Annotated in this window: 20 protein-coding genes, 15 tRNA genes and 2 rRNA genes; 34 read left to right on the top strand and 3 right to left on the bottom strand. The window is 46.3% G+C overall.

The features are described 5' to 3' along the window. Positions 1-55: 55 nt before the first annotated feature. The 18 genes from JOE49_RS01040 (at position 56) to JOE49_RS00955 (ending at position 7741) form a co-directional block, all read left to right on the top strand. Complete coding sequence (locus tag JOE49_RS01040; RefSeq protein ID WP_209940432.1) at positions 56-934, top strand: nucleotidyltransferase-like protein; 879 nt, start codon at positions 56-58, stop codon at positions 932-934. Positions 935-1387: 453 nt separating this feature from the next. Beyond that, positions 1388-2943, top strand: a 16S ribosomal RNA gene (locus JOE49_RS01035). A gap of 395 nt (positions 2944-3338) precedes the next feature. Next, positions 3339-6265: ribosomal RNA gene (locus JOE49_RS01030) — 23S ribosomal RNA — on the top strand. Together the 16S and 23S rRNA genes with 15 tRNA genes alongside form the textbook arrangement of a ribosomal RNA operon. A gap of 66 nt (positions 6266-6331) precedes the next feature. Continuing rightward, a tRNA-Asn gene (locus tag JOE49_RS01025) sits at positions 6332-6407 on the top strand. Between the two features lie 3 nt (positions 6408-6410). Further along, positions 6411-6502: transfer RNA gene (locus tag JOE49_RS01020), tRNA-Ser, on the top strand. Between the two features lie 17 nt (positions 6503-6519). Continuing rightward, positions 6520-6591, top strand: a tRNA-Glu gene (locus JOE49_RS01015). Between the two features lie 68 nt (positions 6592-6659). Next, positions 6660-6735 (top strand) — tRNA-Val (locus JOE49_RS01010). 26 nt (positions 6736-6761) lie between these two features. Next, a tRNA-Met gene (locus JOE49_RS01005) sits at positions 6762-6838 on the top strand. Positions 6839-6853: 15 nt separating this feature from the next. Next, positions 6854-6930 (top strand) — tRNA-Asp (locus JOE49_RS01000). A 37-nt stretch (positions 6931-6967) separates the two neighbouring features. Continuing rightward, positions 6968-7040 (top strand) — tRNA-Phe (locus tag JOE49_RS00995). Between the two features lie 22 nt (positions 7041-7062). Further along, a tRNA-Thr gene (locus tag JOE49_RS00990) sits at positions 7063-7138 on the top strand. A gap of 5 nt (positions 7139-7143) precedes the next feature. Beyond that, positions 7144-7229, top strand: a tRNA-Tyr gene (locus tag JOE49_RS00985). 7 nt (positions 7230-7236) lie between these two features. Further along, a tRNA-Trp gene (locus JOE49_RS00980) sits at positions 7237-7310 on the top strand. 17 nt (positions 7311-7327) lie between these two features. Beyond that, positions 7328-7400: transfer RNA gene (locus tag JOE49_RS00975), tRNA-His, on the top strand. Between the two features lie 10 nt (positions 7401-7410). Beyond that, positions 7411-7485 (top strand) — tRNA-Gln (locus JOE49_RS00970). A 7-nt stretch (positions 7486-7492) separates the two neighbouring features. Further along, positions 7493-7564 (top strand) — tRNA-Gly (locus tag JOE49_RS00965). A 12-nt stretch (positions 7565-7576) separates the two neighbouring features. Next, positions 7577-7651 (top strand) — tRNA-Cys (locus tag JOE49_RS00960). Between the two features lie 11 nt (positions 7652-7662). Continuing rightward, positions 7663-7741: transfer RNA gene (locus JOE49_RS00955), tRNA-Leu, on the top strand. 44 nt (positions 7742-7785) lie between these two features. Here the strand turns inward: JOE49_RS00955 and JOE49_RS26625 are convergent. After that, positions 7786-7914: a recombinase gene (locus tag JOE49_RS26625; RefSeq protein WP_143109565.1), complete on the bottom strand. Its 129-nt coding sequence runs from the start codon at positions 7912-7914 to the stop codon at positions 7786-7788. Positions 7915-7998: 84 nt separating this feature from the next. Continuing rightward, on the bottom strand, positions 7999-8157 hold the full coding sequence (locus tag JOE49_RS26230) for a site-specific integrase (protein WP_235308384.1): 159 nt from the start codon (positions 8155-8157) through the stop codon (positions 7999-8001). A 1412-nt stretch (positions 8158-9569) separates the two neighbouring features. Between JOE49_RS26230 and JOE49_RS00945 the strand changes: the two genes are divergently transcribed. The 14 genes from JOE49_RS00945 to JOE49_RS00880 all read left to right on the top strand — a co-directional run bounded on the left by JOE49_RS00945 (position 9570) and on the right by JOE49_RS00880 (position 21403). Beyond that, positions 9570-10091 carry a MarR family transcriptional regulator gene (locus JOE49_RS00945; RefSeq protein WP_023990248.1) on the top strand — a complete coding sequence of 174 codons (522 nt, stop codon included), beginning with the start codon at positions 9570-9572 and terminating at the stop codon, positions 10089-10091. Then, complete coding sequence (sufC, locus tag JOE49_RS00940) at positions 10072-10848, top strand: Fe-S cluster assembly ATPase SufC (RefSeq protein ID WP_023990247.1); 777 nt, start codon at positions 10072-10074, stop codon at positions 10846-10848. The genes JOE49_RS00945 and sufC overlap by 20 nt, the downstream gene beginning before the upstream one ends. A gap of 23 nt (positions 10849-10871) precedes the next feature. Then, complete coding sequence (gene sufD / locus JOE49_RS00935) at positions 10872-12179, top strand: Fe-S cluster assembly protein SufD (protein WP_023990246.1); 1308 nt, start codon at positions 10872-10874, stop codon at positions 12177-12179. Between the two features lie 43 nt (positions 12180-12222). Continuing rightward, complete coding sequence (sufB, locus tag JOE49_RS00930) at positions 12223-13620, top strand: Fe-S cluster assembly protein SufB (RefSeq protein WP_023990245.1); 1398 nt, start codon at positions 12223-12225, stop codon at positions 13618-13620. Positions 13621-13933: 313 nt separating this feature from the next. Further along, positions 13934-14173 (top strand): NifU family protein, encoded by a 240-nt coding sequence (locus JOE49_RS00925; RefSeq protein ID WP_013373004.1) that lies wholly within the window; start codon positions 13934-13936, stop codon positions 14171-14173. A 385-nt stretch (positions 14174-14558) separates the two neighbouring features. After that, positions 14559-15110 carry a TetR/AcrR family transcriptional regulator gene (locus JOE49_RS00920; RefSeq protein WP_023990242.1) on the top strand — a complete coding sequence of 184 codons (552 nt, stop codon included), beginning with the start codon at positions 14559-14561 and terminating at the stop codon, positions 15108-15110. Between the two features lie 150 nt (positions 15111-15260). Continuing rightward, on the top strand, positions 15261-16484 hold the full coding sequence (locus JOE49_RS00915) for an MFS transporter (protein WP_023990241.1): 1224 nt from the start codon (positions 15261-15263) through the stop codon (positions 16482-16484). 130 nt (positions 16485-16614) lie between these two features. Continuing rightward, a complete protein-coding gene (locus tag JOE49_RS00910; protein WP_013311898.1) occupies positions 16615-16926 on the top strand; it encodes a LiaF transmembrane domain-containing protein in 312 nt (103 codons plus the stop codon). 84 nt (positions 16927-17010) lie between these two features. Further along, entirely contained in the window at positions 17011-17682 is a 672-nt protein-coding gene (locus JOE49_RS00905; protein ID WP_023990240.1) for a PspA/IM30 family protein, read from the top strand. Positions 17683-17689: 7 nt separating this feature from the next. Then, the gene (locus JOE49_RS00900) at positions 17690-18178 is read left to right on the top strand and encodes a PspC domain-containing protein (RefSeq protein ID WP_023990239.1); all 489 of its coding nucleotides are present in this window, start codon (positions 17690-17692) and stop codon (positions 18176-18178) included. Beyond that, a complete protein-coding gene (locus JOE49_RS00895; protein WP_023990238.1) occupies positions 18178-18882 on the top strand; it encodes a PspA/IM30 family protein in 705 nt (234 codons plus the stop codon). The genes JOE49_RS00900 and JOE49_RS00895 overlap by 1 nt, the downstream gene beginning before the upstream one ends. Positions 18883-19031: 149 nt before the next feature. Next, positions 19032-19679: a cell wall-active antibiotics response protein LiaF gene (gene liaF, locus JOE49_RS00890; RefSeq protein WP_023990237.1), complete on the top strand. Its 648-nt coding sequence runs from the start codon at positions 19032-19034 to the stop codon at positions 19677-19679. 16 nt (positions 19680-19695) lie between these two features. After that, positions 19696-20775 carry a sensor histidine kinase gene (locus tag JOE49_RS00885; protein WP_023990236.1) on the top strand — a complete coding sequence of 360 codons (1080 nt, stop codon included), beginning with the start codon at positions 19696-19698 and terminating at the stop codon, positions 20773-20775. Continuing rightward, positions 20753-21403 carry a response regulator gene (locus JOE49_RS00880; protein WP_013372995.1) on the top strand — a complete coding sequence of 217 codons (651 nt, stop codon included), beginning with the start codon at positions 20753-20755 and terminating at the stop codon, positions 21401-21403. The genes JOE49_RS00885 and JOE49_RS00880 overlap by 23 nt, the downstream gene beginning before the upstream one ends. Before the next feature lie 75 nt (positions 21404-21478). On the opposite strand, the gene JOE49_RS00875 is transcribed toward JOE49_RS00880, so the two are convergent. Beyond that, on the bottom strand, positions 21479-21922 hold the full coding sequence (locus JOE49_RS00875) for a hypothetical protein (protein WP_071558265.1): 444 nt from the start codon (positions 21920-21922) through the stop codon (positions 21479-21481). A 244-nt stretch (positions 21923-22166) separates the two neighbouring features. On the opposite strand from JOE49_RS00875, the gene JOE49_RS00870 reads away from it, so the two are divergent. Continuing rightward, positions 22167-22931 carry a YwmB family TATA-box binding protein gene (locus tag JOE49_RS00870; protein ID WP_028541400.1) on the top strand — a complete coding sequence of 255 codons (765 nt, stop codon included), beginning with the start codon at positions 22167-22169 and terminating at the stop codon, positions 22929-22931. Between the two features lie 187 nt (positions 22932-23118). After that, positions 23119-24675, top strand: coding sequence for a glucose-6-phosphate dehydrogenase (gene zwf / locus JOE49_RS00865; protein ID WP_025723630.1), 1557 nt, complete (start codon positions 23119-23121; stop codon positions 24673-24675). Positions 24676-24842: the final 167 nt, after the last annotated feature.

The raw sequence follows: 24842 nt of genomic DNA, 5'->3' as shown, positions 1-24842 counted from the left end.
TGTATCCAAATATCCAATTTGCGGTCATAGCCGCCTTGCAGGTATGGAGGGAGAAGTGCAGTTAACCAAATTAAACCTGATGTATGATGAATTGTTGCAGGAAGATTCGATAGGTGTTATTTCGTACAGAAAGCCGGGAGAGTATTTTCACGGTTCGATGTTGTATGACTTTGATGAACTCATTCTAATTATTGGAGAAGGCACCAAGCCAGTTCGTTCTATTCAACACTTATTTATGAATGGACTAAGATGCCAAGTGTTGTACGCAACGCTCAGTTGTCTGAAGGAATGGATTATCGCTGGTGAACAAGCCAACATTATAGATTATGTGCTAGAAGGTCGTATTGTCTGGGAGTTGGATGACAGGGTCCGTCTTTTAAGACAGGAAATTGTTGATTTTAACGATCCACTGCGGGAGCAGAAGCGATTTCATGAGTTCTCCCGCTTTTTGGTCAATTACGTTCATGGTAAAAGAGCGGTGCGAGAAGGGCGGATCATTGACGCTTATCAAAGTGTTCTGAAAGCATTGGATCATTGGGCATCTATTGAACTCATTGAACGGGGGATTTATCCAAAGATTCACTTATGGGTTCAGGTACAGCCTCTGGATCGAACGATTGACAAACTGTATAACGAACTCACATTAAGTACGGAAACCTTGGAACAACGGGTTGAACTAGTACTGCTTGCTTGTGAATTTTCAGTGATGTCAAAAATGGAGGAGTGCTCATCTCCGCTATTCCGTATATTAGGCAGCAGACGGGAACCTTGGTCTATAAATGAACTTATTAACCATCCTGAGCTAAAGAATCTCCAATTGGATCTTACCGTCGTGCTCCGTAAACTGGTATATCGTTCACTTATTAGAGAAACAGCTGCCGGGGATTTTAGGGAGCGTGGACAAAATCGTGAACTGCGTTACTCCCTTATTTGATGTGCAGGGGTTGATATGTCAGGAAGAAAGGTTGTTAAACCGACTTTTCTTCCTTTTTTTGTACGTGATTTAGTATTTATAAATAGTTAAAAAATATAAATTATCAATTTTGGTTGACGAGTATATAAAATATGTGATAAGTTATAACTCGCCCCATTAAGCAGCATGAATAATTTTGAACTGTTTAAAGCAGGATAAACGTGTTGCATCAAGCGGAAAAATGAATTTTCAAAAAAAAGCTTGACGAAAAATGAGGTTATGTGTTACATTATTTAAGTCGCCGCTGAGACGCGGTGGTGAAACAAAGTAAGACAAAATGCAGGTTTGATCTTTGAAAACTGAACAACGAGTGAGTAAAACGATTTTGTTCGCAAAATCAAACAAGAGATATTTTATCTCGTCAGTTTCAACATGAGCTTATCGCTCTTTCTATAAACCAGCTTCGGTTGGTCTTTAATGGAGAGTTTGATCCTGGCTCAGGACGAACGCTGGCGGCGTGCCTAATACATGCAAGTCGAGCGGGGTTGTTTGGAAGCTTGCTTCTAAACAACCTAGCGGCGGACGGGTGAGTAACACGTAGGCAACCTGCCCACAAGACAGGGATAACTACCGGAAACGGTAGCTAATACCCGATACATCCTTTTCCTGCATGGGAGAAGGAGGAAAGACGGAGCAATCTGTCACTTGTGGATGGGCCTGCGGCGCATTAGCTAGTTGGTGGGGTAAAGGCCTACCAAGGCGACGATGCGTAGCCGACCTGAGAGGGTGATCGGCCACACTGGGACTGAGACACGGCCCAGACTCCTACGGGAGGCAGCAGTAGGGAATCTTCCGCAATGGGCGAAAGCCTGACGGAGCAACGCCGCGTGAGTGATGAAGGTTTTCGGATCGTAAAGCTCTGTTGCCAGGGAAGAACGTCTTGTAGAGTAACTGCTACAAGAGTGACGGTACCTGAGAAGAAAGCCCCGGCTAACTACGTGCCAGCAGCCGCGGTAATACGTAGGGGGCAAGCGTTGTCCGGAATTATTGGGCGTAAAGCGCGCGCAGGCGGCTCTTTAAGTCTGGTGTTTAATCCCGAGGCTCAACTTCGGGTCGCACTGGAAACTGGGGAGCTTGAGTGCAGAAGAGGAGAGTGGAATTCCACGTGTAGCGGTGAAATGCGTAGATATGTGGAGGAACACCAGTGGCGAAGGCGACTCTCTGGGCTGTAACTGACGCTGAGGCGCGAAAGCGTGGGGAGCAAACAGGATTAGATACCCTGGTAGTCCACGCCGTAAACGATGAATGCTAGGTGTTAGGGGTTTCGATACCCTTGGTGCCGAAGTTAACACATTAAGCATTCCGCCTGGGGAGTACGGTCGCAAGACTGAAACTCAAAGGAATTGACGGGGACCCGCACAAGCAGTGGAGTATGTGGTTTAATTCGAAGCAACGCGAAGAACCTTACCAGGTCTTGACATCCCTCTGATCGGTCTAGAGATAGACCTTTCCTTCGGGACAGAGGAGACAGGTGGTGCATGGTTGTCGTCAGCTCGTGTCGTGAGATGTTGGGTTAAGTCCCGCAACGAGCGCAACCCTTATGCTTAGTTGCCAGCAGGTCAAGCTGGGCACTCTAAGCAGACTGCCGGTGACAAACCGGAGGAAGGTGGGGATGACGTCAAATCATCATGCCCCTTATGACCTGGGCTACACACGTACTACAATGGCCGGTACAACGGGAAGCGAAATCGCGAGGTGGAGCCAATCCTAGAAAAGCCGGTCTCAGTTCGGATTGTAGGCTGCAACTCGCCTACATGAAGTCGGAATTGCTAGTAATCGCGGATCAGCATGCCGCGGTGAATACGTTCCCGGGTCTTGTACACACCGCCCGTCACACCACGAGAGTTTACAACACCCGAAGTCGGTGGGGTAACCCGCAAGGGAGCCAGCCGCCGAAGGTGGGGTAGATGATTGGGGTGAAGTCGTAACAAGGTAGCCGTATCGGAAGGTGCGGCTGGATCACCTCCTTTCTATGGAGAATCGTTTCCTGCAACGGAAACATTCAAATAAGCAAGTACAATGTACCTGCGACCGGATATTCAATTCGGTTCATCACGTTCGTGTGAATGAAATGAATATCCTTAACTTACTCACTCGTTGCTCAGTTTTGAGAGCTCAAACTCTCAAGCTTCGACGAATGTTTCATTCACACATCCGTGTGGAACCGAAATATTCATCGGGTTTCGCTTCGATGAAGCGAATTGCACCTTGAAAACTGGATACCGAAACGAAATTGCGTTTTAGAATATTCCTTTAAGCTGATCTTGTGTAAACAAGTGAAATAAAGGTAGCTGCCTTGAATTTCATTCACACGTAAGTGTTGAACCGAAATTCAAAGCGAATCGTATTTACGATGTAAATACTAGGTTAAGCTACAAAGAGCACACGGAGGATGCCTAGGCGCCAGGAGCCGACGAAGGACGTGGCGAACAACGATAAAGCCTCGGGGAGCTGTAAGCAAGCTTTGATCCGGGGATGTCCGAATGGGGAAACCCGGCTGTCTTCATCGACAGTCACTTTCTGCTGAATACATAGGCAGAATAGAGGCAGACCAGGGGAACTGAAACATCTAAGTACCCTGAGGAAGAGAAAACAATAGTGATTCCGTCAGTAGCGGCGAGCGAACGCGGATTAGCCCAAACCAAGGAGCTTGCTCCTTGGGGTTGTGGGACGTCTCACATGGAGTTACAAAGGAACCGGTTAGATGAAGAGGTCTGGAAAGGCCCGCCAGAGAAGGTAAAAGCCCTGTAGTTCAAAACTTGTTCTCTCCGAGACGGATCCCGAGTAGTGCGGGGCACGTGAAACCCCGTATGAATCCGGCAGGACCATCTGCCAAGGCTAAATACTCCCTGGCGACCGATAGTGAAGCAGTACCGTGAGGGAAAGGTGAAAAGCACCCCGGAAGGGGAGTGAAATAGATCCTGAAACCGTGTGCTTACAAGAAGTCAGAGCCCTATTTATGGGTGATGGCGTGCCTTTTGTAGAATGAACCGGCGAGTTACGTTCCCGTGCAAGGTTAAGGTGAAGAGCTGAAGCCGCAGCGAAAGCGAGTCTGAATAGGGCGAATGAGTACGTGGACGTAGACCCGAAACCGGGTGATCTACCCCTGTCCAGGGTGAAGGTGCGGTAACACGCACTGGAGGCCCGAACCCACGCATGTTGAAAAATGCGGGGATGAGGTGGGGGTAGCGGAGAAATTCCAATCGAACCCGGAGATAGCTGGTTCTCCCCGAAATAGCTTTAGGGCTAGCCTCGGAAAAAAGAATCGTGGAGGTAGAGCACTGATTGGGTGCGGGGCCCGCAAGGGTTACCAAGCTCAGTCAAACTCCGAATGCCATAGATTTAGTTCCGGGAGTCAGACAGTGAGTGCTAAGATCCATTGTCGAAAGGGAAACAGCCCAGACCATCAGCTAAGGTCCCCAAGTGTGTGTTAAGTGGGAAAGGATGTGGAGTTGCACAGACAACCAGGATGTTGGCTTAGAAGCAGCCACCATTGAAAGAGTGCGTAATAGCTCACTGGTCGAGTGACTCTGCGCCGAAAATGTAACGGGGCTAAACACACCACCGAAGCTATGGCTTGATGCTTGCATCAGGGGTAGGGGAGCGTTGAATGCGGGTTGAAGGTGTACCGTAAGGAGCGCTGGACTGCATTCAAGTGAGAATGCCGGTATGAGTAACGAAAAGATCTGTGAGAATCAGATCCGCCGAAAGCCTAAGGGTTCCTGAGGAAGGTTCGTCCGCTCAGGGTAAGTCGGGACCTAAGGCGAGGCCGATAGGCGTAGTCGAAGGACAACAGGTCGAAATTCCTGTACCACCGTAATCCGTTATGAGCAATGGGGTGACGCAGTAGGGTAGTGACGCGGACTGATGGATGTCCGTCTAAGCAGTGAGGCTGGTGTGTAGGCAAATCCGCACATCGTAAGGCTGGGCTGTGATGGGGAGCGAAAATTGTAGTAGCGAAGGTCATGATCTCAGACTGCCAAGAAAAGCCTCTAGCCAGGAGAAGGTGCCCGTACCGCAAACCGACACAGGTAGGCGAGAAGAGAATTCTAAGGCGCGCGGAAGAACTCTCGTTAAGGAACTCGGCAAAATGACCCCGTAACTTCGGGAGAAGGGGTGCCTCGGTAGGGTGAATAGCCCGAGGGGGCCGCAGTGAAAAGGCCCAAGCGACTGTTTAGCAAAAACACAGGTCTGTGCGAAGCCGCAAGGCGAAGTATACGGGCTGACGCCTGCCCGGTGCTGGAAGGTTAAGGGGAGTGGTAAGCCCTTCGGGGCGAAGCTATGAACCGAAGCCCCAGTAAACGGCGGCCGTAACTATAACGGTCCTAAGGTAGCGAAATTCCTTGTCAGGTAAATTCTGACCCGCACGAATGGCGTAACGACTTGGGCGCTGTCTCAACGAGAGATCCGGTGAAATTTTAATACCTGTGAAGATGCAGGTTACCCGCGACAAGACGGAAAGACCCCATGGAGCTTTACTGCAGCTTGATATTGAATTTGGGTACGATCTGTACAGGATAGGTGGGAGCCGTTGAACTTTGAGCGCCAGCTTGAAGGGAGGCATCCTTGGGATACCACCCTGATCGTATCTAGGTTCTAACTTGGTACCGTGATCCGGTGCGAGGACAGTGTCAGGTGGGCAGTTTGACTGGGGCGGTCGCCTCCTAAAGAGTAACGGAGGCGCCCCAAGGTTCCCTCAGAATGGTTGGAAATCATTCGAAGAGTGCAAAGGCAGAAGGGAGCTTGACTGCGAGACCTACAAGTCGAGCAGGGACGAAAGTCGGGCTTAGTGATCCGGTGGTACCGCATGGAAGGGCCATCGCTCAACGGATAAAAGCTACCCTGGGGATAACAGGCTTATCTCCCCCAAGAGTCCACATCGACGGGGAGGTTTGGCACCTCGATGTCGGCTCATCGCATCCTGGGGCTGAAGTAGGTCCCAAGGGTTGGGCTGTTCGCCCATTAAAGCGGTACGCGAGCTGGGTTCAGAACGTCGTGAGACAGTTCGGTCCCTATCTGTCGTGGGCGTAGGAAATTTGAGAGGAGCTGTCCTTAGTACGAGAGGACCGGGATGGACGTACCGCTGGTGTACCAGTTGTTCCGCCAGGAGCACCGCTGGGTAGCTATGTACGGAAGGGATAAGCGCTGAAAGCATCTAAGCGTGAAGCCCCCCTCAAGATGAGATTTCCCAATTAGTAAGACCCCTTGAAGACGACGAGGTAGATAGGTTGGGGGTGGAAGTGCAGTAATGCATGGAGCTGACCAATACTAATCGGTCGAGGGCTTATCCTAAGAATAAAACGCAATGAGTTTCGGATCCAGTTTTCAGGGTGTAACCTTGAAACAATTGCTTAATATTCCCTGATAGCTCAGTTGGTAGAGCACTCGACTGTTAATCGAGTTGTCACAGGTTCGAGTCCTGTTCGGGGAGCCATATGGAGAGGTGTCCGAGTTGGCCGAAGGAGCACGATTGGAAATCGTGTAGGCGCCAAAAGCGTCTCGAGGGTTCGAATCCCTCTCTCTCCGCCATAATTATTTTATTGCATGGCCCGTTGGTCAAGGGGTTAAGACACCTCCCTTTCACGGAGGTAACAGGGGTTCGAATCCCCTACGGGTCATAAAAATATCATAAAAGAACTTGCAATAAAAAGTTCATTATGGTATAATATGAGAAGTGCTTAATTGTGGAGGCTTAGCTCAGCTGGGAGAGCATCTGCCTTACAAGCAGAGGGTCGGGGGTTCGAGCCCCTCAGCCTCCACCATTTGAAAATTAAATATTTATTATTGTCGCGGGGTGGAGCAGTTCGGTAGCTCGTCGGGCTCATAACCCGAAGGTCGCAGGTTCAAATCCTGCCCCCGCAACCAATTAAAATTTATTATGGAACTGTGGTGTAGAGGCCTAACATGCCTGCCTGTCACGCAGGAGATCGCGGGTTCGAATCCCGTCAGTTCCGCCATTAGTAATACAACGTTTAATGAAGAGCCTTATAATAAGGCTCGGTAGCTCAGTCGGTAGAGCAGAGGACTGAAAATCCTCGTGTCGGCGGTTCGATTCCGTCCCGAGCCACTTTTAATTGAATATTTTATGTGCCGGTGTAGCTCAACTGGTAGAGCAACTGACTTGTAATCAGTAGGTTGGGGGTTCAAGTCCTCTCGCCGGCACCATTTTTGGAGGATTAGCGAAGTGGCCAAACGCATCAGACTGTAAATCTGCTCCCTTACGGGTTCGGTGGTTCGAATCCATCATCCTCCACCAGTTTTATAGGGGCATAGTTTAAAGGTAGAACAACGGTCTCCAAAACCGTTGGTGTGGGTTCAATTCCTGCTGCCCCTGCCAATTATTCATTACTTGCGGCGGTCGTGGCGAAGTGGTTAACGCACCGGACTGTGACTCCGGCATTCGTGGGTTCAAGCCCCATCGGCCGCCCTTTACTTATTGGGGATTAGCCAAGCGGTAAGGCAACGGACTTTGACTCCGTCATGCATAGGTTCAAATCCTATATCCCCAGCCATCTTTATGCGGACGTGGCTCAGCGGTAGAGCATCGCCTTGCCAAGGCGAGGGTCGCGGGTTCGATTCCCGTCGTCCGCTTTGTTACACTCTGGCGCCATAGCCAAGTGGTAAGGCAAAGCTCTGCAAAAGCTTTATTCCCCAGTTCAAATCTGGGTGGCGCCTCCATAATTGAATATGCCGGCGTGGCGGAATGGCAGACGCGCTCGACTCAAAATCGAGTGGGAAACCGTGGAGGTTCGAGTCCTCTCGCCGGTATTAACTAAAAGAGTTCATTAGAGATAATCTCTAGTGGGCTTTTTTTATTTGAGCTTTAGTACCCCACTCATTGCTTGAGCTGAAGACACCTTTGAGTTGTATTCGAAATGCGAATAAATATTTGCCGTTGTTGCATAATCGCTGTGGCCTAACCATTCCTGAACTTCTTTCATGCTTACCCCTAATACATCTACATAAATATACTCCAGGTATTCAAGACAATAAGAATTGTCAGAAGATAAGCGATAGGATTCCTGTTATTCCTTCATACGAATCAGAAGCTCATAGAACGTGTCCACCAGTGGCAGTATACGGCGACTGGCTTTATTCTTGGTTCGGTCCTTTTCAATTTCAATATATCTACCATTCAAATTGCCCGATGTGGCGGTATGTTTAATATTAATAGTCCAATTCAATAAATCAATAGCCGACCATTTTAATCCTACGACCTCGCTTCGGCTTAGCCCATAAAAGGCAGCCAGGATAACGAAAAGCTCAATTCTTTCGCCTCGGATTACTGCGAGGAGTTGATTCAGCTCCTCGCATTGTAGAAGCTCACGACGTAATTGTTCTTTTTTGGGCTTTCAACTAAGTCAGGGAGATTCGCCACAATCAGCTTTATTTTCACGGCATACTGAAGGGCTCTGCAAATGTTCGCGTGGTAATGAATAACGGTATTGGCGCTGACACCTTGCACATTCATTTCATGGGTATACAAGGTCTGAAAATCCTCTGTAGTTAAATCATCAAGCAATACATCCCTTTCTCTCGGAAAAAGGATCTACGCGGCCTTTTACAGTGTCGGAATAGGAGATAAGCCCGATACTGTTCTTCATCATCTCTAGCCATTGAAGCATAAAGTCTGCGAACAGCCTTTTGCTATTACCGGATGGAGTAGCCGCTTTTACTCTTACAGCATATCTTCGTTTTCAACCGCGAGTGCTTGTCCTTCATATGATAATTCTTCCTGGCTTCCTGAAGCAAGATTTCGGCTCTTTTCTTGGTTCCTTTTATCTTAAGCCCCGTAGGGATCCATTTTGGTTATCGTTTACCATTCTCATCTTTACAGTTAGGCGGATGTCCCGTTGCGCTTTCTCCTCTTCCAACAACTCCAGAGGGTGAACCCGATCCTTTTTCAAATACCGGTTGAGCTTCGGAATGGATTTGCTACAAAAGTGGTAGCTGAATCCGCCGATGGATTGCTTTAGCGCCCAGAAGGTGCATTTGATTTTGAACCGGGCGGTATAAAGTTCGATGATCTAGGTCGCCTCCAGTGTCAGATCGGTGCTGGCTAGAATGGAGCATCGCCTGTTCGGATTCACCAGCAAAAACCACAGTTTTTGGTATACTCTTTGGCCCCATAACATATCCAGACACAGGTAACTGACGGATTATTCATTGCCATACATGCTCACGATAGCGTACTCAAACGCTGCGGTACGGCTTTAAAACAGCTCGGCCAAGCACCACCTTTGTCCTCTTTTTACGCTAGCGACCCCGGTCTGTGGCAGGTGTACCATGACGTTCATAGGCAACGGTATTGGACTTGGCTTCGGTTACCATATCCATCCGGGTGCTGCCGAATTGATCAGAGGTAGGCAAAACCATTTCCGGGACGTGCCCTAGTCAAAACACAGCATGAGGCCGATGACGATGACAACAAACCCATGAAAAGCGCCTCCAAAATTGCGTCACATTTAACACAATTGATATTGATAATCAATATCAATTGTGTTAATATAATTTTGTTTACTAGTGAACAAAAAATAATCTAATGGTGACACTGAACTTGGTCTGCAACTACTACAAGAGAGGGGAGATTGGGAAATTGGAGTTTCAAAATCATTTTAAAGGTCATCTTTACGAGCAATATATTAAAATGCTACATCTGAATGAGCTGTATACTGAACAAGAATTTAACTCGTTTCGGCAACAGGCCAGAAAGTACCAGATTGACATGCTCTCCAACAATATTACTAGTGTACACGTTATTGATTGCATTGGTGATTATGAACCGATAAATCATACCGGGATTGTGGAGAAGATGGGGTTGTCCAAAGCTAGCATTACTAAAATTAGTGCAAAGCTGCTGGAAATGGGCTTCATTATGAGAAGTCAACTGAACAGCAATCGTAAGGAGATTTACTTTAGTTTAACGGATAAGGGAAGACACGTTTATCATTTGCATAAAGAACTGCACAAAGAAAAAGAAGAAAGGTTTTACCAATTCATTGAATCCTATTCAGAGGTTGAGCTGCAGACTATTGGAAAATTTATGAGTGATTTGGTGGCGCGTGCCGAAGAATACTCCGAAGGGAAGTTTACGATAAATGACGACATTAAAGATTGAGGAATTAAGATCCAAGATTGAAGGGAAAGAAATTTTAAAAGGGCTCACACTGGAGATTCATGGCGGAGAGATTCATGCGATTATGGGGCCTAATGGGACGGGAAAAAGTACATTGGCTTCAGCTTTAATGGGCCATCCCAAATATGAGGTTACTGGCGGTAAGGTGACATTGGACAATGAAGACCTTCTGGAGATGGAGGTGGATGAGCGTGCCCAGGCAGGCTTGTTCCTCGCTATGCAATACCCAAGTGAAATTGCTGGCGTGACCAACTCGGACTTTCTCAGAAGTGCCATCAATGCACGGCGTGAAGAAGGCGATGAGATATCCTTAATCCGTTTTATCCGTGAAATGGAGAGCAAAATGAAGGGGCTGGAGATGAACCCGGAATTTGTGCATCGTTATTTGAATGAGGGATTCTCTGGCGGTGAAAAAAAGCGGAATGAGATTTTGCAAATGATGCTACTTGAACCCAAGTTTGTGATCCTGGATGAAGTGGACTCAGGGCTTGATATTGATGCACTGCGTATTGTGGCCAATGGCGTAAATGAGATGCGCAGCCCGGATAGAGGCTTTTTAATCATCACCCATTATCAACGACTGTTGAATTATATTACCCCGGATTTTGTGCATGTCATGATGCAAGGCCGGATAGTTAAATCTGGCGGTCCGGAGCTTGCCCACCGTTTGGAGGCTGAAGGGTACGATTGGGTGAAGGAGGAACTTGGGATTACGGATGAGACGGTAAGGGAAGCTTAAAAGCCGGAGAGGAGGAACAGCACGTGGATATACAAGCTAGAGTTTCAATGAATGTGGACGATTTACGCGCATGGTCAAGCGCTAAGGATGAACCTCGTTGGCTGATTGAACGCCGCGTTCACGCACTCGAACTGGCAGGGACGCTGGAGTTGCCTAAAGTGGAGAAAATCAATCTCGAAAAATGGGATATCTACGAAAGTGGAGATTACAAGGCTGAGAATGCGTGGTCTAGTTTGGAGGAAGCGCCGGAGGTTGTTCGAGGTTTGGTTGCTTCTCCGGTGAAAGGCGGACTAATCGTTCAGTTCAACTCGGATGTAGTGTATACGAAATTGTCCGAGAGCTTAGCCGCCCAGGGAGTTATTTTAACGGATCTGCATACTGCGGCAAAAGAGCATGAGGAGCTGGTTCAACGTTATCTCTTTCAGGCAGTAAAGCCAGAAGAACATCGTTTATCTGCTGCACACAGTGCCTTATGGAGTGGTGGCGTTTTTCTATATGTCCCAGACGGTGTAGAGGTTGAAGCACCTATTCAAGCGATCTTTCTTAACGATACAAGCGGTGTGTGTTTTGCTCCTCACGTCTTAATTGTGGCAGGGAGCAACAGCAAGATCACTTATGTGGATAATTGTGTATCGAGTGGTGATGATGTCAAGGTATTGCATAACGGTGTGACGGAGGTCTTCGCGGGGGCGGGCTCAAAGGTGCAAGTAGCTTCGGTTCATCAGCTTGCTGCAACTACAACAGATTTCACCCAGCGACGGGCGGTCGTTCTTGCTGATGGGGGTGTGGAATGGATTATTGGTGAGATGAACAATGGTTATACCGCCAGCGATACCAAGACTTTGCTACAAGGCAACGGGGCGGTCTCCGACAATAAGGTGATTGCTATTGGCACGGGCAATCAAAAATCGAGCTATACAACTCAAGCTCAGCATTTTGGCAGAAGCTCGGTAAGCCAGATGATTACGCGTGCAGTCATGCTTGAAGAAGCTACGGCCATTATCAACGGCATTACAAAGATTGAAAAAGGTGCAACCCATTGTGATGGTCAGCAAACAGAACGCGTGCTTATGCTAAGTCCTAAAGCTCGCGGCGATGCCAATCCGATCCTGCTGATAGATGAGGATGATGTAACCGCGGGTCATGCTGCATCCGTGGGGCAAGTAAATGCAGAGCAAATCTATTATCTGATGTCGCGCGGGATATCACGGAGTGAAGCCGAACATCTTGTTATTTTCGGATTTCTCGCTCCTGTCATTTCGGAGATCCCGCTGGAAGGTGTTCGCAGTCGCCTAAAAGATTTAGTGGAAAGCAAGCTCGGCAGATCATAGCAAATCAAAATGAATCTTGAAAGGTTAAAAAGGAGTGATACTAATGGCTAAAAAAGCACCAGATATGGGCGAATATAAATATGGGTTTCGCGACAAGCACCAGTCTATTTTTCAATCTGGAAAAGGTCTGACGGAAGAGATTGTCCGGGAAATTTCCCGGATCAAGGAAGAGCCGGAGTGGATGCTCAATTTTCGGTTGAAAGCTTTGAATCAATTCTACAAAATGCCGATGCCTGAATGGGGAGCGGATTTGACCGGGCTAAATCTTGATGACATCCAGTATTACGTTCGCCCTTCTGAAAAACAGGGAAAGACCTGGGAGGAGGTTCCTTCCGAGATCAAAGCAACCTTTGACAAGCTGGGAATCCCTGAAGCGGAGCAAAAGTTCCTGGCGGGCGTATCCGCTCAATATGAGTCGGAAGTAGTTTATCACAGCATGCGGAAAGAACTAGAGGATCAGGGCGTTATTTTCCTTGATACGGATAGTGCATTAAAGCAATACCCCGAAGTGTTTAAGCAACATTTTGGGACGATCATCCCTCCTGCCGACAATAAATTTGCGGCGCTTAATAGTGCGGTTTGGTCAGGCGGTAGCTTTGTATATATTCCGAAGGGTGTTCAGTGCGAGGTTCCTATACAAGGTTATTTCCGTATTAATTCTGAAAATATGGGTCAATTCGAGCGGACATTAATTATTGCCGAAGAGGGCAGCTTTGTCCATTATGTTGAAGGATGTACAGCACCTATTTATAGTACCAGTTCTCTGCATAGTGGAGTTATTGAAATTATTTGCCGGAAAGATTCCCGTGTCCGTTACACGACCATTCAGAATTGGGCTCCTAATATCTACAACTTGGTAACCCAAAGGGCTGTGGCAGAAGAAAATGCCACAATGGAATGGGTGGACGGCAACATCGGCTCCAAGGTAACAATGAAGTATCCGGCAGTATTATTGAAAGGACGGGGAGCCAAGGGGTCCATCCTGTCTATTGCCGTAGCCGGTAAAGATCAGCATCAAGATGCTGGCGCGAAGGTAATTCACCTTGCTCCCGAGACAACATCTACGATTATATCCAAATCCATCAGCAAGCAGGGCGGAAAAGTAAACTACCGAGGGTTGTCCAGCTTCAGCCGCGATTCCGCAGGGTCCAAGTCCAATATTAAGTGCGATACGTTGATATTGGACAACATGTCAACATCAGATACGATTCCGTACAATGAAATTAAAAACGATCAGATTACTTTGGAGCACGAGGCAACAGTATCCAAAGTGTCCGAGGAACAATTGTTTTACTTAATGAGCCGCGGGCTTACAGAACAAGATGCTACACAAATGATTGTAATGGGCTTTATTGAACCGTTTACCAAAGAATTGCCAATGGAATATGCCGTTGAAATGAATCGGTTGATTCAATTTGAGATGGAAGGAAGCATCGGTTGATTCATTAATTTAATAGATCAAACCTTTATCATTCTTTAAAGAGGTGCTAGTAATGAAGAAAAATAATTCGGACGATTCAGAACTAGCTCAAATTACCCGAGAGATACGAAAACTTCAGTTCTGCTTCAATATGCTGTCAGGATTGAGCGCAAGTTGTGGTGTGATGATACCTTTAGACTCTATTCATACGCTTATAAGGGAACTTTCGGATCAAGAGGTCACTCTTAGGCAAAAAGCAAAGGATCACTCAGACGATCTAGGGTGAAAAAAGGTCTGAATTGACGGTTGATAAAAAATGGGAGGAGTTGACATAATGGATGAAAATGGAGTTTTATTCGATGAAGTATCGGAAGTTCTTCTCAAACTACGTCCTTTCTTACTGCGTGACGGTGGAGATGCTGAACTGGTCGAAGTTGAGAACGGTATAGCAAAATTAAGATTTTTGGGAGCTTGCAATGGTTGCCCAAGTGCTACGATTACGTTAAAGGTTGCTATTGAGCGCGCAATTCTTGAGGAAATTGATGATATTAAAGAAGTTGTACAAGTATTCTAAATTCCTTGATACTGAGCAACTGAGTTAGTCCTGTCGCAGACCATAGCTACGGAAGTTGATCCCGCTGCTCAATACCAAAGTACATCGACAGATTACCTTGCGGGTCGAAATCGACGAGCAGCGCTTATTTTCCTTCATTAAACAAGGTATTATCAAGATTGTATTCGGTATCGAGTGGGAAACCGTGGAGGTTCGAGTCCTCTCGCCGGTATACACAAAAGGGTGATAAAATGCTTAAAGGCATTTTATCATCCTTTTTATTATATATTCATGATTTTGGCAACAAGGTTAACATGGATTTGACCAGCGCTTTGATCTTATCGTAAGATGATGGTACTGAAAAAACTTTTCTAGTTTACTGAGCGCGAAAGAAATGAGGACGAATATGCAGGAAAGAATTTTGGAGGCTTTTGTAGAGGAAGTTCATGAAAATGGTTTGAAATTTACGATGGATGATCTTGCGAAAAGACTCGCCATTAGTAAGCGTACGTTGTATGAACATTTTTCGTCTAAGACGCTTATTTTAGAAACACTTATTGAGCGTACTAATGATGATATGATTCGTAAAACTGAGCAAATTATCGAAAATAATGAGTTATCTTTGTTAGACAAGATTAAGCAGTCGATTAGGGTCATGCCTCTGTATTATAAGTTTTACGATTTAAGAATATTGGACCAGATGAAAAAGTATTATCCTGAGCAATGGAAAAGGGTGCATGCCGATTTAAATGACTGGTCTCCGATTAGAACATTAATTCAGGAAGGCATTCGAGAAGGAATAATAGTGAACAAAAATGAGGCTCTGATCATGAAGCTTATTATTGAATCTGTAAATTTAACGCTTGATCAGCGTTTCTTTCTGGATAACAGTGTGACGGTAGAGGAAGCAACTTATTCTATTGTAGATATTCTGTTGTTCGGATTGGTCGAAAAATAAAAAAATAGCCTCAACAATATGCTGCATATTTGAAGAGGCCATTTTTGTATATGAAAACTAAGAAAACAATTTTAGTTTCAATTGTTTTTGAAAAATAATAAGGTTTATCTAATATTAAATAAAGAGATACGGAAAAGGAAGGGTGGAAATATGTCTATACTCACAAGAAATCGAGGAGCAATGCTGTTATTGATGCTTAACATTTTTTTGGCATTCATGGGGATTGGCTTAGTTGTCCCTGTGTTACCTAAGTTTATAAGTGAGCTAGGGATGAATGGTTCCTCGATGGGGCTGATGGTTGCAGCTTTTGCGTTGACACAGCTTTTGTTATCACCATTGTCAGGAAAGTTGTCTGATCGTTATGGACGTAAAAAGTTGATTGTTTCTGGGATGTTCATCTTCATGTTATCAGAGCTTGTTTTTGGACTGGCAAATTCCATTCCTACCCTGTTCATAGCACGAATCATGGGTGGAGCAGGGGCAGCATTGCTTACTCCTTCTATTATGGCCTATGTCGCTGATGTGACCTCGTTTGAGGAAAGAGGCAAGGGAATGGGAATGATCAATGCAGCGATCAACACAGGCTTCATAATAGGACCAGGGATTGGCGGTTTGCTTGCCACATATGGAATACGCATTCCCTTCTTTGCGGCAGCAGGAGCTGCGGGAATAGCGGCTATCTTGTCTCTGTTAGTGCTGCCTGAGTCTTTAAGCAAGGAAAAGCAACAATTTAATAGAGAGCTTCCACGTCAAAAAGAAAATCTTTTGCAGCAATTTGCCAAGTCATATCAATCTCCATATTTCATGGGTTTACTCATTGTATTTGTCGTTGCTTTTGGGTTAGCGAACTTTGAAACAGTGTTTGGACTGTTTGTTGACCATAAATATGGTTTTACACCAATGGATATTGCCATCATTATAACGACAGGCTCCATTATGGGAGCAGTTGTCCAAGCAACTATATTTGGATGGATCATTAATCGTTTTGGAGAGAAAAAAGTAATTCACCTCTGTTTGGCTATTGGGGGCGTTTTCATTTTTCTAACCCTATTTGCTGAACAGTATGTGATGATTATGCTGACGACCTTTATCATTTTTCTGGCTATGGATATCCTTCGTCCAGCAGTAAGCACTTCTCTATCGCGGCAGGCCGGAGATGAGCAAGGCTTTGTGGCAGGAATGAACTCGTCCTATACAAGCTTGGGTAATGTGATTGGACCGTTAATTGCAGGACTGTTGTTCGATGTTCATATTAACCTGCCTTATATGGTTGCAGCTATAGCGTTACTGGCTTGTCTTGTCCTGTCACTACGCTCCAAGCAAGCGGGTGAGCAACACTCGATAGCCCGTGCAGCAGAACAGCATAGAGGGTGATAGCCGCAGGTCTATATTCATCCCCGACTTAGGTCTAGGTTCAAAAACCGTCTGGGGTCCGTTTTGTCGAACGCTAAGTCAGCGTACAATAAGAACATAAGCAAGACACAGTGAAAGGCGGTGAGAGATGATGAGAGTTAACAAAGGGAATGGGTTAGCCATTGTACTGATCGTGTTGGGTTCGATTATGCTGCTCGGTAAGTTTACTCCGTTTTTCGGTCACTTTTTAGGACATCTGATTGGTTACTTAATTCCGATAGCTATGGTCATGCTAGGCTACTACGGTGTGAAAAAAGGAAATGCGCTCTTCGGCTGGATCGTACTTGTACTCGGGGTACTGATTTTGCTTGGCAAACTGTCCTGGCTTCTGGGACCGCTACTGGCAATCGGGTTGATCATATTTGGTGTTTCCCTGCTGAGTGACCGCAGAAGACGTTACTGATTTAGCAGTTTGACGAATGAAAAAAGATTGTAGCAACGAAGTGGTAAATTATGGCAATACGAATTGTGAAAGGAGCAGACGCAAATGAGTGTTTTTCGAAGAATGCGAGATATCACGGTAGCGACCTTCAATGAGCATTTGGAACAAAGCCAAGACCCGGTGCAACTAATTGACCAGTTCTTGTATAATACCCGCCAGGAAATTGCCGAAGCGGAAAAACTCCATCAACAGTATGCGATGCACACAAGACAGATGAAGCAGCAGTTGGATCATGCATTGTCCATGCAGACCAAACGGGAGGAACAGGCGCTACTGGCTTTGAAGGCTGATGAAGAACATATCGCGAAGCTGGCCCTTCAGGAGAAAATGCTATATGCAGAAAAAGAAGAGCAGTATAGAGAACTGTGGGAGCAGAGCCGTGAATCACTACGTGAGCTAGAACAACAGCTAGATACGTTAAAGACAGAATATCAAACGGTACACAGCAAGCGTCAGTATTATGCGGCACGTGTACAGACGTTGAGACTCCAGCAGCAAATGAACGAACGGGCTGGTACATACGGTGGACGAAATGTTCCCCGAATGTTCAACCGCTTGGAAGACCGGGTAGCCGATATGGAAGCAGAAACGATGAGTCTGCGTGATTTACGTCGGGGTGAGGGCGACCATGTACAGGATGCCCAAGGCGGTGGATCGTTGCTTGAACAAGAGTGGGAGAGACTGAAAAGCAAGCTGAACAACAGCGGGAAGGAGTAAATTGATAATGACCCGAATTTACAGATCAAGCCGGGATAGAGTAATAACAGGTGTATGTGGCGGTCTTTCTGACGCAACAGGAATGGACTCAACATGGATTCGTATTCTGGTTGTGATCAGTTTCTTTATTACAGCAGGAACCACATTTATGATTTATGTGATTGCGGCACTGGTTATCTCCAAGGAGCCGAGATCTCCTTTCGATGGAGGATTTGGCCCTGACAGCGGACCCTATAATCAACAGGACCCGCGCTATTATGGCAGTAACAATACAAGATCGCAGTATGGGCAGGGAACTGGTTACAATCAGGGCGGCGCATACGGCAATTCGAACCCGTTTTTTGGTCAAGATGCCCGCAACTCATCCAAATTTAACACAGGTCAGAACAACGACTTGGATTCCATGATGGAAGATATTGAGAAAAAGGCAATGAAAAAAGAATTGGCAGAGTTACGCAAAAAAGTAGAGCAATTCGAGAAGGGAGATCGTAAATAATGGGGATCTTTAAAAGAATGAAGGATATGACAAGAGCATCGGTGAATGAAGTGTTGGATAAAGTGGAAGATCCGATTATTATGTTGAATCAATATTTGCGCGATATGGAGGCGGAAATTCACGAGGCTGAGGTAACGGTTGCCAAGCAAATGGCGAATGAACGACGTATGAAACAGCGTTTGGAGGAAGCGGTACGTGTATCCAATGAGCGTGAGAAGCAAGCCGAATCCGCATTACGAAATGGTCAGGAAGAAGTAGCGCGCAAGCTGTTGGGAGAGAAGATTTATTTTGTGCAAAAGCAGGACGAATACCGCGACTTGCATACACAAGCTGAGCTTCAAGCAAAAGAATTAGTACAACAGCTTCACGACATGAAAGATGAGTTCTATAAAATGCGCAACAAGCGCAATGAGTTGGTATCCCGTGCTCAAATGGCGAAAGCTAAAAAGCAAATGTCTCAAATCAATAGTTTGCACACGATTGAAAGTGGGTCTGCTTCATTGGGCTTCCACCGTATGGAAGAAAAAATCATGCAAATGGAAGCTGAAGCTGACGTACTGCGTGCTCCTTACCGTCAAGCTCCAGGAGAAGCATATATTAATCCAGCTGAGGCTGAAAAACAGTTTAAAGTGGATGAGCAGCTTCAACAGCTTAAGTCCAAAATTCAGACAGGTGCTAAACCAGTCGATATGAAGAAGGACTGACTACTCGGAAACAAGACATTATGATATGCTGTATGGAATGGACATTGGTCGATGATCGTGCTCAATCTGTATGGTCCGGGAAAGCCATATGGCGGAATGTCGCGCCACTATGGCTTTTCCGTCCTGTATAAACATAAAGGGGGTGCAGCATGGAGAGAAAAAAATCAGCCTTGGCACTGGCAGGAATTGGCATCGGGATTATCATTTTATTCGGTCAGTGGATTGGGTTCCTCTCCGTGGTTGCACTGATCCTAATGTTGGCCGGAATATATAAGATCCGTAATTCCAAAATCAAAAAAGGTTACACGATGCTTGCGATTGGTGCTGGACTGTTAGTGCTGGATCATTTGTTCCTGTTTGTGGTAGTTACACTAGCATCATTAGCTGTATTCTATTCACGTTCAAGGAAGCTGCATAAAGGTCAAAGCTCCATATTCAAGCACAATTTTATATCCAATCATAAATGGGATGAAGTGCCTTGGAGTCTGCGCAGCACAAGCATATGGCATGTGGTTGGGGACGTGGATGCTGACCTGACGTTGGCTCTCCCAGAGGAACGTGAGTCCGTCATATTTCTACAAGGGATCTTCGGTGACATTGACATCACGTTACCGGATAATTACGGTGTAGAGGTGGAGATGCTCGTATTGTTCGGACAGATTCAGTTTGACCGGGATCATGAGGCGGGGATGCTCAATCGACTGGTTTGGAAGTCTCCCCATTTTGAGCAGAGTGAGTATAAAGTGAAGTTTGTCGTTTCGTACTTGGCGGGCGATGTCCGCGTCCGATTTTATTGAATCAGGAGGAGCCGGGATGAATCATAAAAAAACGTCCAACATGGTAACCCGCAGTATGGGTGAAGGTATCCTCCTGTGTGTTGTTGTGGGCGTAGTTGTCTTTTATATGCTGTATACATATGGATATGTGAAGTCGTTCCCAACCTGGGGCATGATATTGAAAGTTGCAGGAGCCGTTATACTGGTGTTGATTGGTACAGGGGCAATGTACGGATTTTATGAGAGCTACCGCTTTAAAAGCAGATTGGAAATGTTGAGAGAGACGTTGCTGATGTGGGAAAAGGGAACCCCTGCACGTGAGTTGCCGCCCCTAGGGCATGATGAGCTTGGCAGGCTGGGAGAGCAGCTGGAACGGATCGGGCGTAAATGGCAGGAACAAGTTACGTCTTTACAACGCTTATCCACGGATAATGCTCAGTTGGCAGAACAGGCACGGATGACTGCGATTGTGGAGGAGCGGCAGCGGCTGGCCAGAGAGTTGCATGACGCCGTATCACAGCAATTATTTGCTATTTCAATGACGGCGACGGCTGTGGGGAGGACGCTGGATAAGGATTTTGATAAAGCGCAGCGTCAAGTTGCGCTAATTGAAGAAATGTCTTCCGTGGCACAATCCGAAATGCGGGCGTTACTACTTCATCTGCGGCCTGTCTATCTGGAAGGAAAACGGCTTGAGCAGGGTTTGCGTGATTTGGTACAGGAGTTGCAGGCAAAGGTACCAATGGAGATTGATTTTGAGATTGAAAGCGGAGTACAGTTGGTTAAAGGCATTGAGAACCACTTGTTTCGTATTGTTCAGGAAGCGATGTCTAATACATTGCGTCATGCCAAAGCAACCCGCATGGAAATTCGTATCGTGCAACGCCCGGATTCCATCAGGCTGACGATTCGGGATAACGGTATTGGTTTTGAACTGGATGAGAAAAAGCAGACTTCATATGGACTATCCACGATGCAGGAGCGGGTCAGTGAAATTGGGGGAGCTATTCAGTATATAACGGCTCCGGGAAAAGGAACACGGATCGAGGTGTCCGTGCCAGTTATTAATGATGAAAGCGGAAGGAACGATGATCATGGAAACGGAATTACCGATTAGCGTACTGCTGGTAGACGACCATGAAATGGTACGGATTGGTCTTGCGGCGGTGCTGGGGACGGAAGAAGGTATTGAAGTGGTCGGCGAGGCCGGAAGCGGAGAAGAAGGCATACGGTTGGCTTCCGAATACAAGCCAAATGTCATTTTGATGGATCTGGTCATGGATGGCATGGATGGCATCGAAACGACACGCCAAGTAACTCGTCTGCTTCCAGAGACAAAGGTGATTGTGCTGACGAGTTATTTGGACGATGAGAAAATGTATCCGGTCATTGAGGCAGGGGCATTCAGCTATTTGCTCAAAACGTCTCGTGCTTCCGAGATAGCGGATGCGATCCGTGCAGCTGCACGCGGACAGTCCGTACTAGAGTCACAGGTGGCCTCCAAGATGATGAATCGATTTCGCCAGCCACAGGCTGAGGCACCCGCGCATACGGAACTGACTGATCGTGAGATGGAGGTGCTTCGCCTGTTGGCACAAGGGAAGTCTAATCAGGATATCGCAGATGAGCTGATTATCGGGATTAAGACGGTAAAATTCCATGTCACGAACCTTCTCGCTAAATTAGGAGTGGAAGACCGTACACAGGCGGCGATCTATGCCTATAAGAACGGATTAGCAGAGTAGAATGTAGAATAAACGAATACAAAAAACCGGAGACGACAATAGTCCTCCGGTTTTTTGTGTTCCATAACAAGGTGTTTAGATCAGGAGGAATAAAAAGGCGATTAAAGCCAGATCTAGTGCAAGCCCTGCCCCGTATACATATCCGCCGTACCCACCGCGATAGCCTGGTCTGCCATTTCCAGCAAATCCGCCTGCGTCATAAGGAAAGGATGGACTCAGAGGTTCGTTAGGCGGCTTAATTAAGGCATTTAGTTTGGCAGAGGTACGAGCTTTGTTTTTAGGATTCCTTTTTTTCTTTTTAGAGGAATTCTTTTTTGGGGATTGTTTTCCTTTGTTACTGTAGCTCCCGGCGTAGAGACTGCCAGGAAAGGAGGATGGATATCCGTTCAACATCAGCTTGCCTTTGCTACACCCACTTAAGATGCCGATGTGTCGTGTACCATCACGCATAACGGCACAGACCAGACGTCCACCATGAGGTGCCACATTGGCTTCATTTACAGGATAAATCGGAAACATGATTTCACCTCTTTTGGTGTAAGATGCATTGTGATCATAGTCTATTCTTACGGTGCCTACGATGTATGGTCGAACACCCAGTAGGCAGATGAATATTTTAGAAGGGCTTTGCCGTAGCTGTGTGTATAAAACCTTTGACAACGGGAATGCTATTGATAGATTGATAGATTTCAAACCAGCCGAAAAAGAAAGTAACCAGAGCGTAGGTGTGGGAATCGGATGGTTGTGGAGCGGGGGAACGATAATGTTAAAAGCAGAGCTGATTAAAAAAGGGATTATTGCAATTTTGGTATTAGGAACAGTGCTGGTACTGGCTGGCTGGCGCTACGGAACCCTTCAGACAAACCGATATGATTCCCGCGAAGCAGAAACGGCTTTACGTTCATTGTTAATCATCTCGGACCAGGCCCCGGGTACGTTGGATAAGCTGGTTGTGAAGTGGCAAGGCGATTGGATTTCTAACCATGAAGAGCCGGCAGATGTGGCGGCACAGATAGCCGATCAGCTGAATATACCCACAGTAAACAAACTCGTAGAAAATGGACACACGGTTTATCGTTCTGTTCGTCATAGTGAGGATCTAAGAATCCGCTTAAATGTGATGGAACGTCAAACTGGACAATGGTATGTAGTTGTTCAACTGGAGAGTAATAATGCAGGACGTGAGCGGTTGATTCAGCTTCATAAGCTTTGTGCTGAGCAATTAAAATCTATGGGGATTCAAGCGCAGTGGAACACAGCCCTTCAGCGTTCGCTGCATACAAAGGAATCCAAAGATCAACTGTTGAAACTGACAGAGGCGAGCTTAGCAGAGAACATTTCCATGCAGGCCAAAGAAAGATATACGGATGCGACTACTGTGGCTATATCCTATGAAGCTCCAGAGCTGCCGTTAATGATTCAAAGCGGTGAGCATCAGGTCCAGATGCAGATGGCTGTACATGAAGATAGGGAGCAGCAGAATACACGTATAACGCTCGGTTTCCCGCTCATCACGATTGAATACTGACTTATAAGGTAAATTTATGATTCATCGGATAGCTTATCCATGTAGGATATGATAAAATATCATCAAATCTTTAGTTCCATGTTTTTCGAAAATCAAGTATGATCTTGTATAAATATACACAATACTACATGCGGATTTCGGGGATTGTGGATTGCGGAATCTTGACATGGGAAGAATGAGGTACTTCATGGCTGACATACCTGCTAAAGAATCTGTTGTGACGCAAGGCGCAGTTCTGTTTATTTTTGGCGCTACGGGCGATTTGGCTCGTCGCAAGCTTTTTCCTGCTATTTACAGCTTGTACCGCGAAGGCAAGCTTGCTGAAGATTTTGCCGTTATTGGTGTAGCAAGGCGTCCGCGCACAGAGGAAGAATTCCGTAATGACCTGTATGCTTCCATACAGGAGTTTAGTCGCTACAAAGCAGAAAATGATCAAGAATGGCAGGCATTTGCCGAGCATTTTGAATATAAATCGCTGGATATAAACAATGTCGAAGGGTTCCATGAGCTGAGACAGCAGACGGAGTCTATAGAAAGCAAGTTTAACATACCGGGAAATCGGTTGTTTTATTTGGCCTTGGCTCCTGAATTATTCGGAAGCGTGTCGAAGAGCTTGAAAGATGGCGGCATGATGGATGGCAAGGGCTGGAATCGCCTAGTAATTGAGAAGCCATTCGGTTATAACCTCGAATCTGCACAAGAATTGAACGTTGAAATACGAGAAGTATTTGCCGAAGAAGAAATTTATCGGATTGATCACTATCTTGGTAAGGAAATGGTACAAAATATTGAGGTGATCCGCTTCGCGAACGCCTTCTTTGAACCACTGTGGAATAATAAGCATATTGCCAATGTGCAAATTACGCTTAGTGAAACGGTAGGGGTGGAGGAACGCGGAGGTTACTACGATCATTCCGGCGCCTTGCGGGATATGGGACAGAACCATATGTTGCAAATGCTAACGATGATTGCGATGGAACCACCTAGTCGTTTGTTGCCTGAGGATATCCGTGATGAAAAGGTAAAAGTGCTGCGTTCGCTGCGCCCTTTTGAAACGTCTGAGGATGTGAAAACCAATGTGGTACGTGGCCAATACACCGAAGGCAGTTATCGCGGCCAGCAGTTGCCGGGGTATCGCCAAGAAGACAAGGTAGATCCACAGTCGAACACAGAGACTTATTTTGCTTCACGCGTGTTTGTTGATAATTTCCGTTGGGCTGGCGTACCGTTCTATATTCGTACGGGCAAACGTCTCCCTGTAAAAACAACGGAGATTGTTGTGGAATTTAAGAGCATGCCAACGAACGTGTATCTCGGTCAAAAGCATAAGCTAGAACCGAACTTGCTCGTGATTCGGGTCAATCCAATGGAGGGCATTTACATTAAAATCAATGCCAAGAAACCCGGTTCCGAATCAGATATTGAGCCACTGGCTATGGATTTTTGCCAAAGCTGTATGGTGGGTATCAACTCACCAGAGGCTTATGAACGATTGCTGATGGATGCGATTGAGGGTGATTCGACGTACTTCACGCGTTGGGATGAGGTTGCCACGGCATGGGGATTCGTCGATCGAATCGCCAAGGCATGGCAGCAGGCCCCGGATACGCTGGAAACCTATGCTGCAGGCTCATGGGGACCGGAAGGTGCTCACAAGCTATTGGAGCAGGATGGCTTCAAGTGGTGGCCGGTTAGCGGTCAGGATGAAGATAATGTCATCTGGCGAGTAGGCGGCGTTCAGTAATCCCAATTTGTCCTGCATCCCCCTATGTCCTGTTCAGGACGTAAGGGGATGCTTTGCGTTCCGAGTGTGCTATAATAGCTTAGTCTCAGGTTTTCAGTTTGCAACTGATTATAAGTTAAAGGCAGGCTAAAACATGTAAATAGATCGTATTTATAATGAATATGGTA

Origin of the sequence: Paenibacillus sp. PvR133 (assembly GCF_017833155.1) — a bacterium.
Classification (GTDB): Bacteria; Bacillota; Bacilli; order Paenibacillales; family Paenibacillaceae; genus Paenibacillus; species Paenibacillus polymyxa_B.
The sequence above is the reverse complement of the archived record's forward strand: the minus strand, read 5'-3'. Positions and strand labels throughout refer to the sequence as shown.

Coding starts and splice junctions, on each gene's coding strand:
- JOE49_RS26625 (WP_143109565.1), bottom strand. CDS start 7,914: ATGAAAGAAGTTCAGGAATGGTTAGGCCACAGCGATTATGCAACAACG.
- sufC (WP_023990247.1), top strand. CDS start 10,072: ATGACGACATTAAAGATTGAGGAATTAAGATCCAAGATTGAAGGGAAA.
- sufB (WP_023990245.1), top strand. CDS start 12,223: ATGGCTAAAAAAGCACCAGATATGGGCGAATATAAATATGGGTTTCGC.
- JOE49_RS00925 (WP_013373004.1), top strand. CDS start 13,934: ATGGATGAAAATGGAGTTTTATTCGATGAAGTATCGGAAGTTCTTCTC.
- JOE49_RS00920 (WP_023990242.1), top strand. CDS start 14,559: ATGCAGGAAAGAATTTTGGAGGCTTTTGTAGAGGAAGTTCATGAAAAT.
- JOE49_RS00915 (WP_023990241.1), top strand. CDS start 15,261: ATGTCTATACTCACAAGAAATCGAGGAGCAATGCTGTTATTGATGCTT.
- JOE49_RS00910 (WP_013311898.1), top strand. CDS start 16,615: ATGAGAGTTAACAAAGGGAATGGGTTAGCCATTGTACTGATCGTGTTG.
- JOE49_RS00905 (WP_023990240.1), top strand. CDS start 17,011: ATGAGTGTTTTTCGAAGAATGCGAGATATCACGGTAGCGACCTTCAAT.
- JOE49_RS00900 (WP_023990239.1), top strand. CDS start 17,690: ATGACCCGAATTTACAGATCAAGCCGGGATAGAGTAATAACAGGTGTA.
- JOE49_RS00895 (WP_023990238.1), top strand. CDS start 18,178: ATGGGGATCTTTAAAAGAATGAAGGATATGACAAGAGCATCGGTGAAT.
- liaF (WP_023990237.1), top strand. CDS start 19,032: ATGGAGAGAAAAAAATCAGCCTTGGCACTGGCAGGAATTGGCATCGGG.
- JOE49_RS00885 (WP_023990236.1), top strand. CDS start 19,696: ATGAATCATAAAAAAACGTCCAACATGGTAACCCGCAGTATGGGTGAA.
- JOE49_RS00880 (WP_013372995.1), top strand. CDS start 20,753: ATGGAAACGGAATTACCGATTAGCGTACTGCTGGTAGACGACCATGAA.
- JOE49_RS00875 (WP_071558265.1), bottom strand. CDS start 21,922: ATGTTTCCGATTTATCCTGTAAATGAAGCCAATGTGGCACCTCATGGT.
- JOE49_RS00870 (WP_028541400.1), top strand. CDS start 22,167: ATGTTAAAAGCAGAGCTGATTAAAAAAGGGATTATTGCAATTTTGGTA.
- zwf (WP_025723630.1), top strand. CDS start 23,119: ATGGCTGACATACCTGCTAAAGAATCTGTTGTGACGCAAGGCGCAGTT.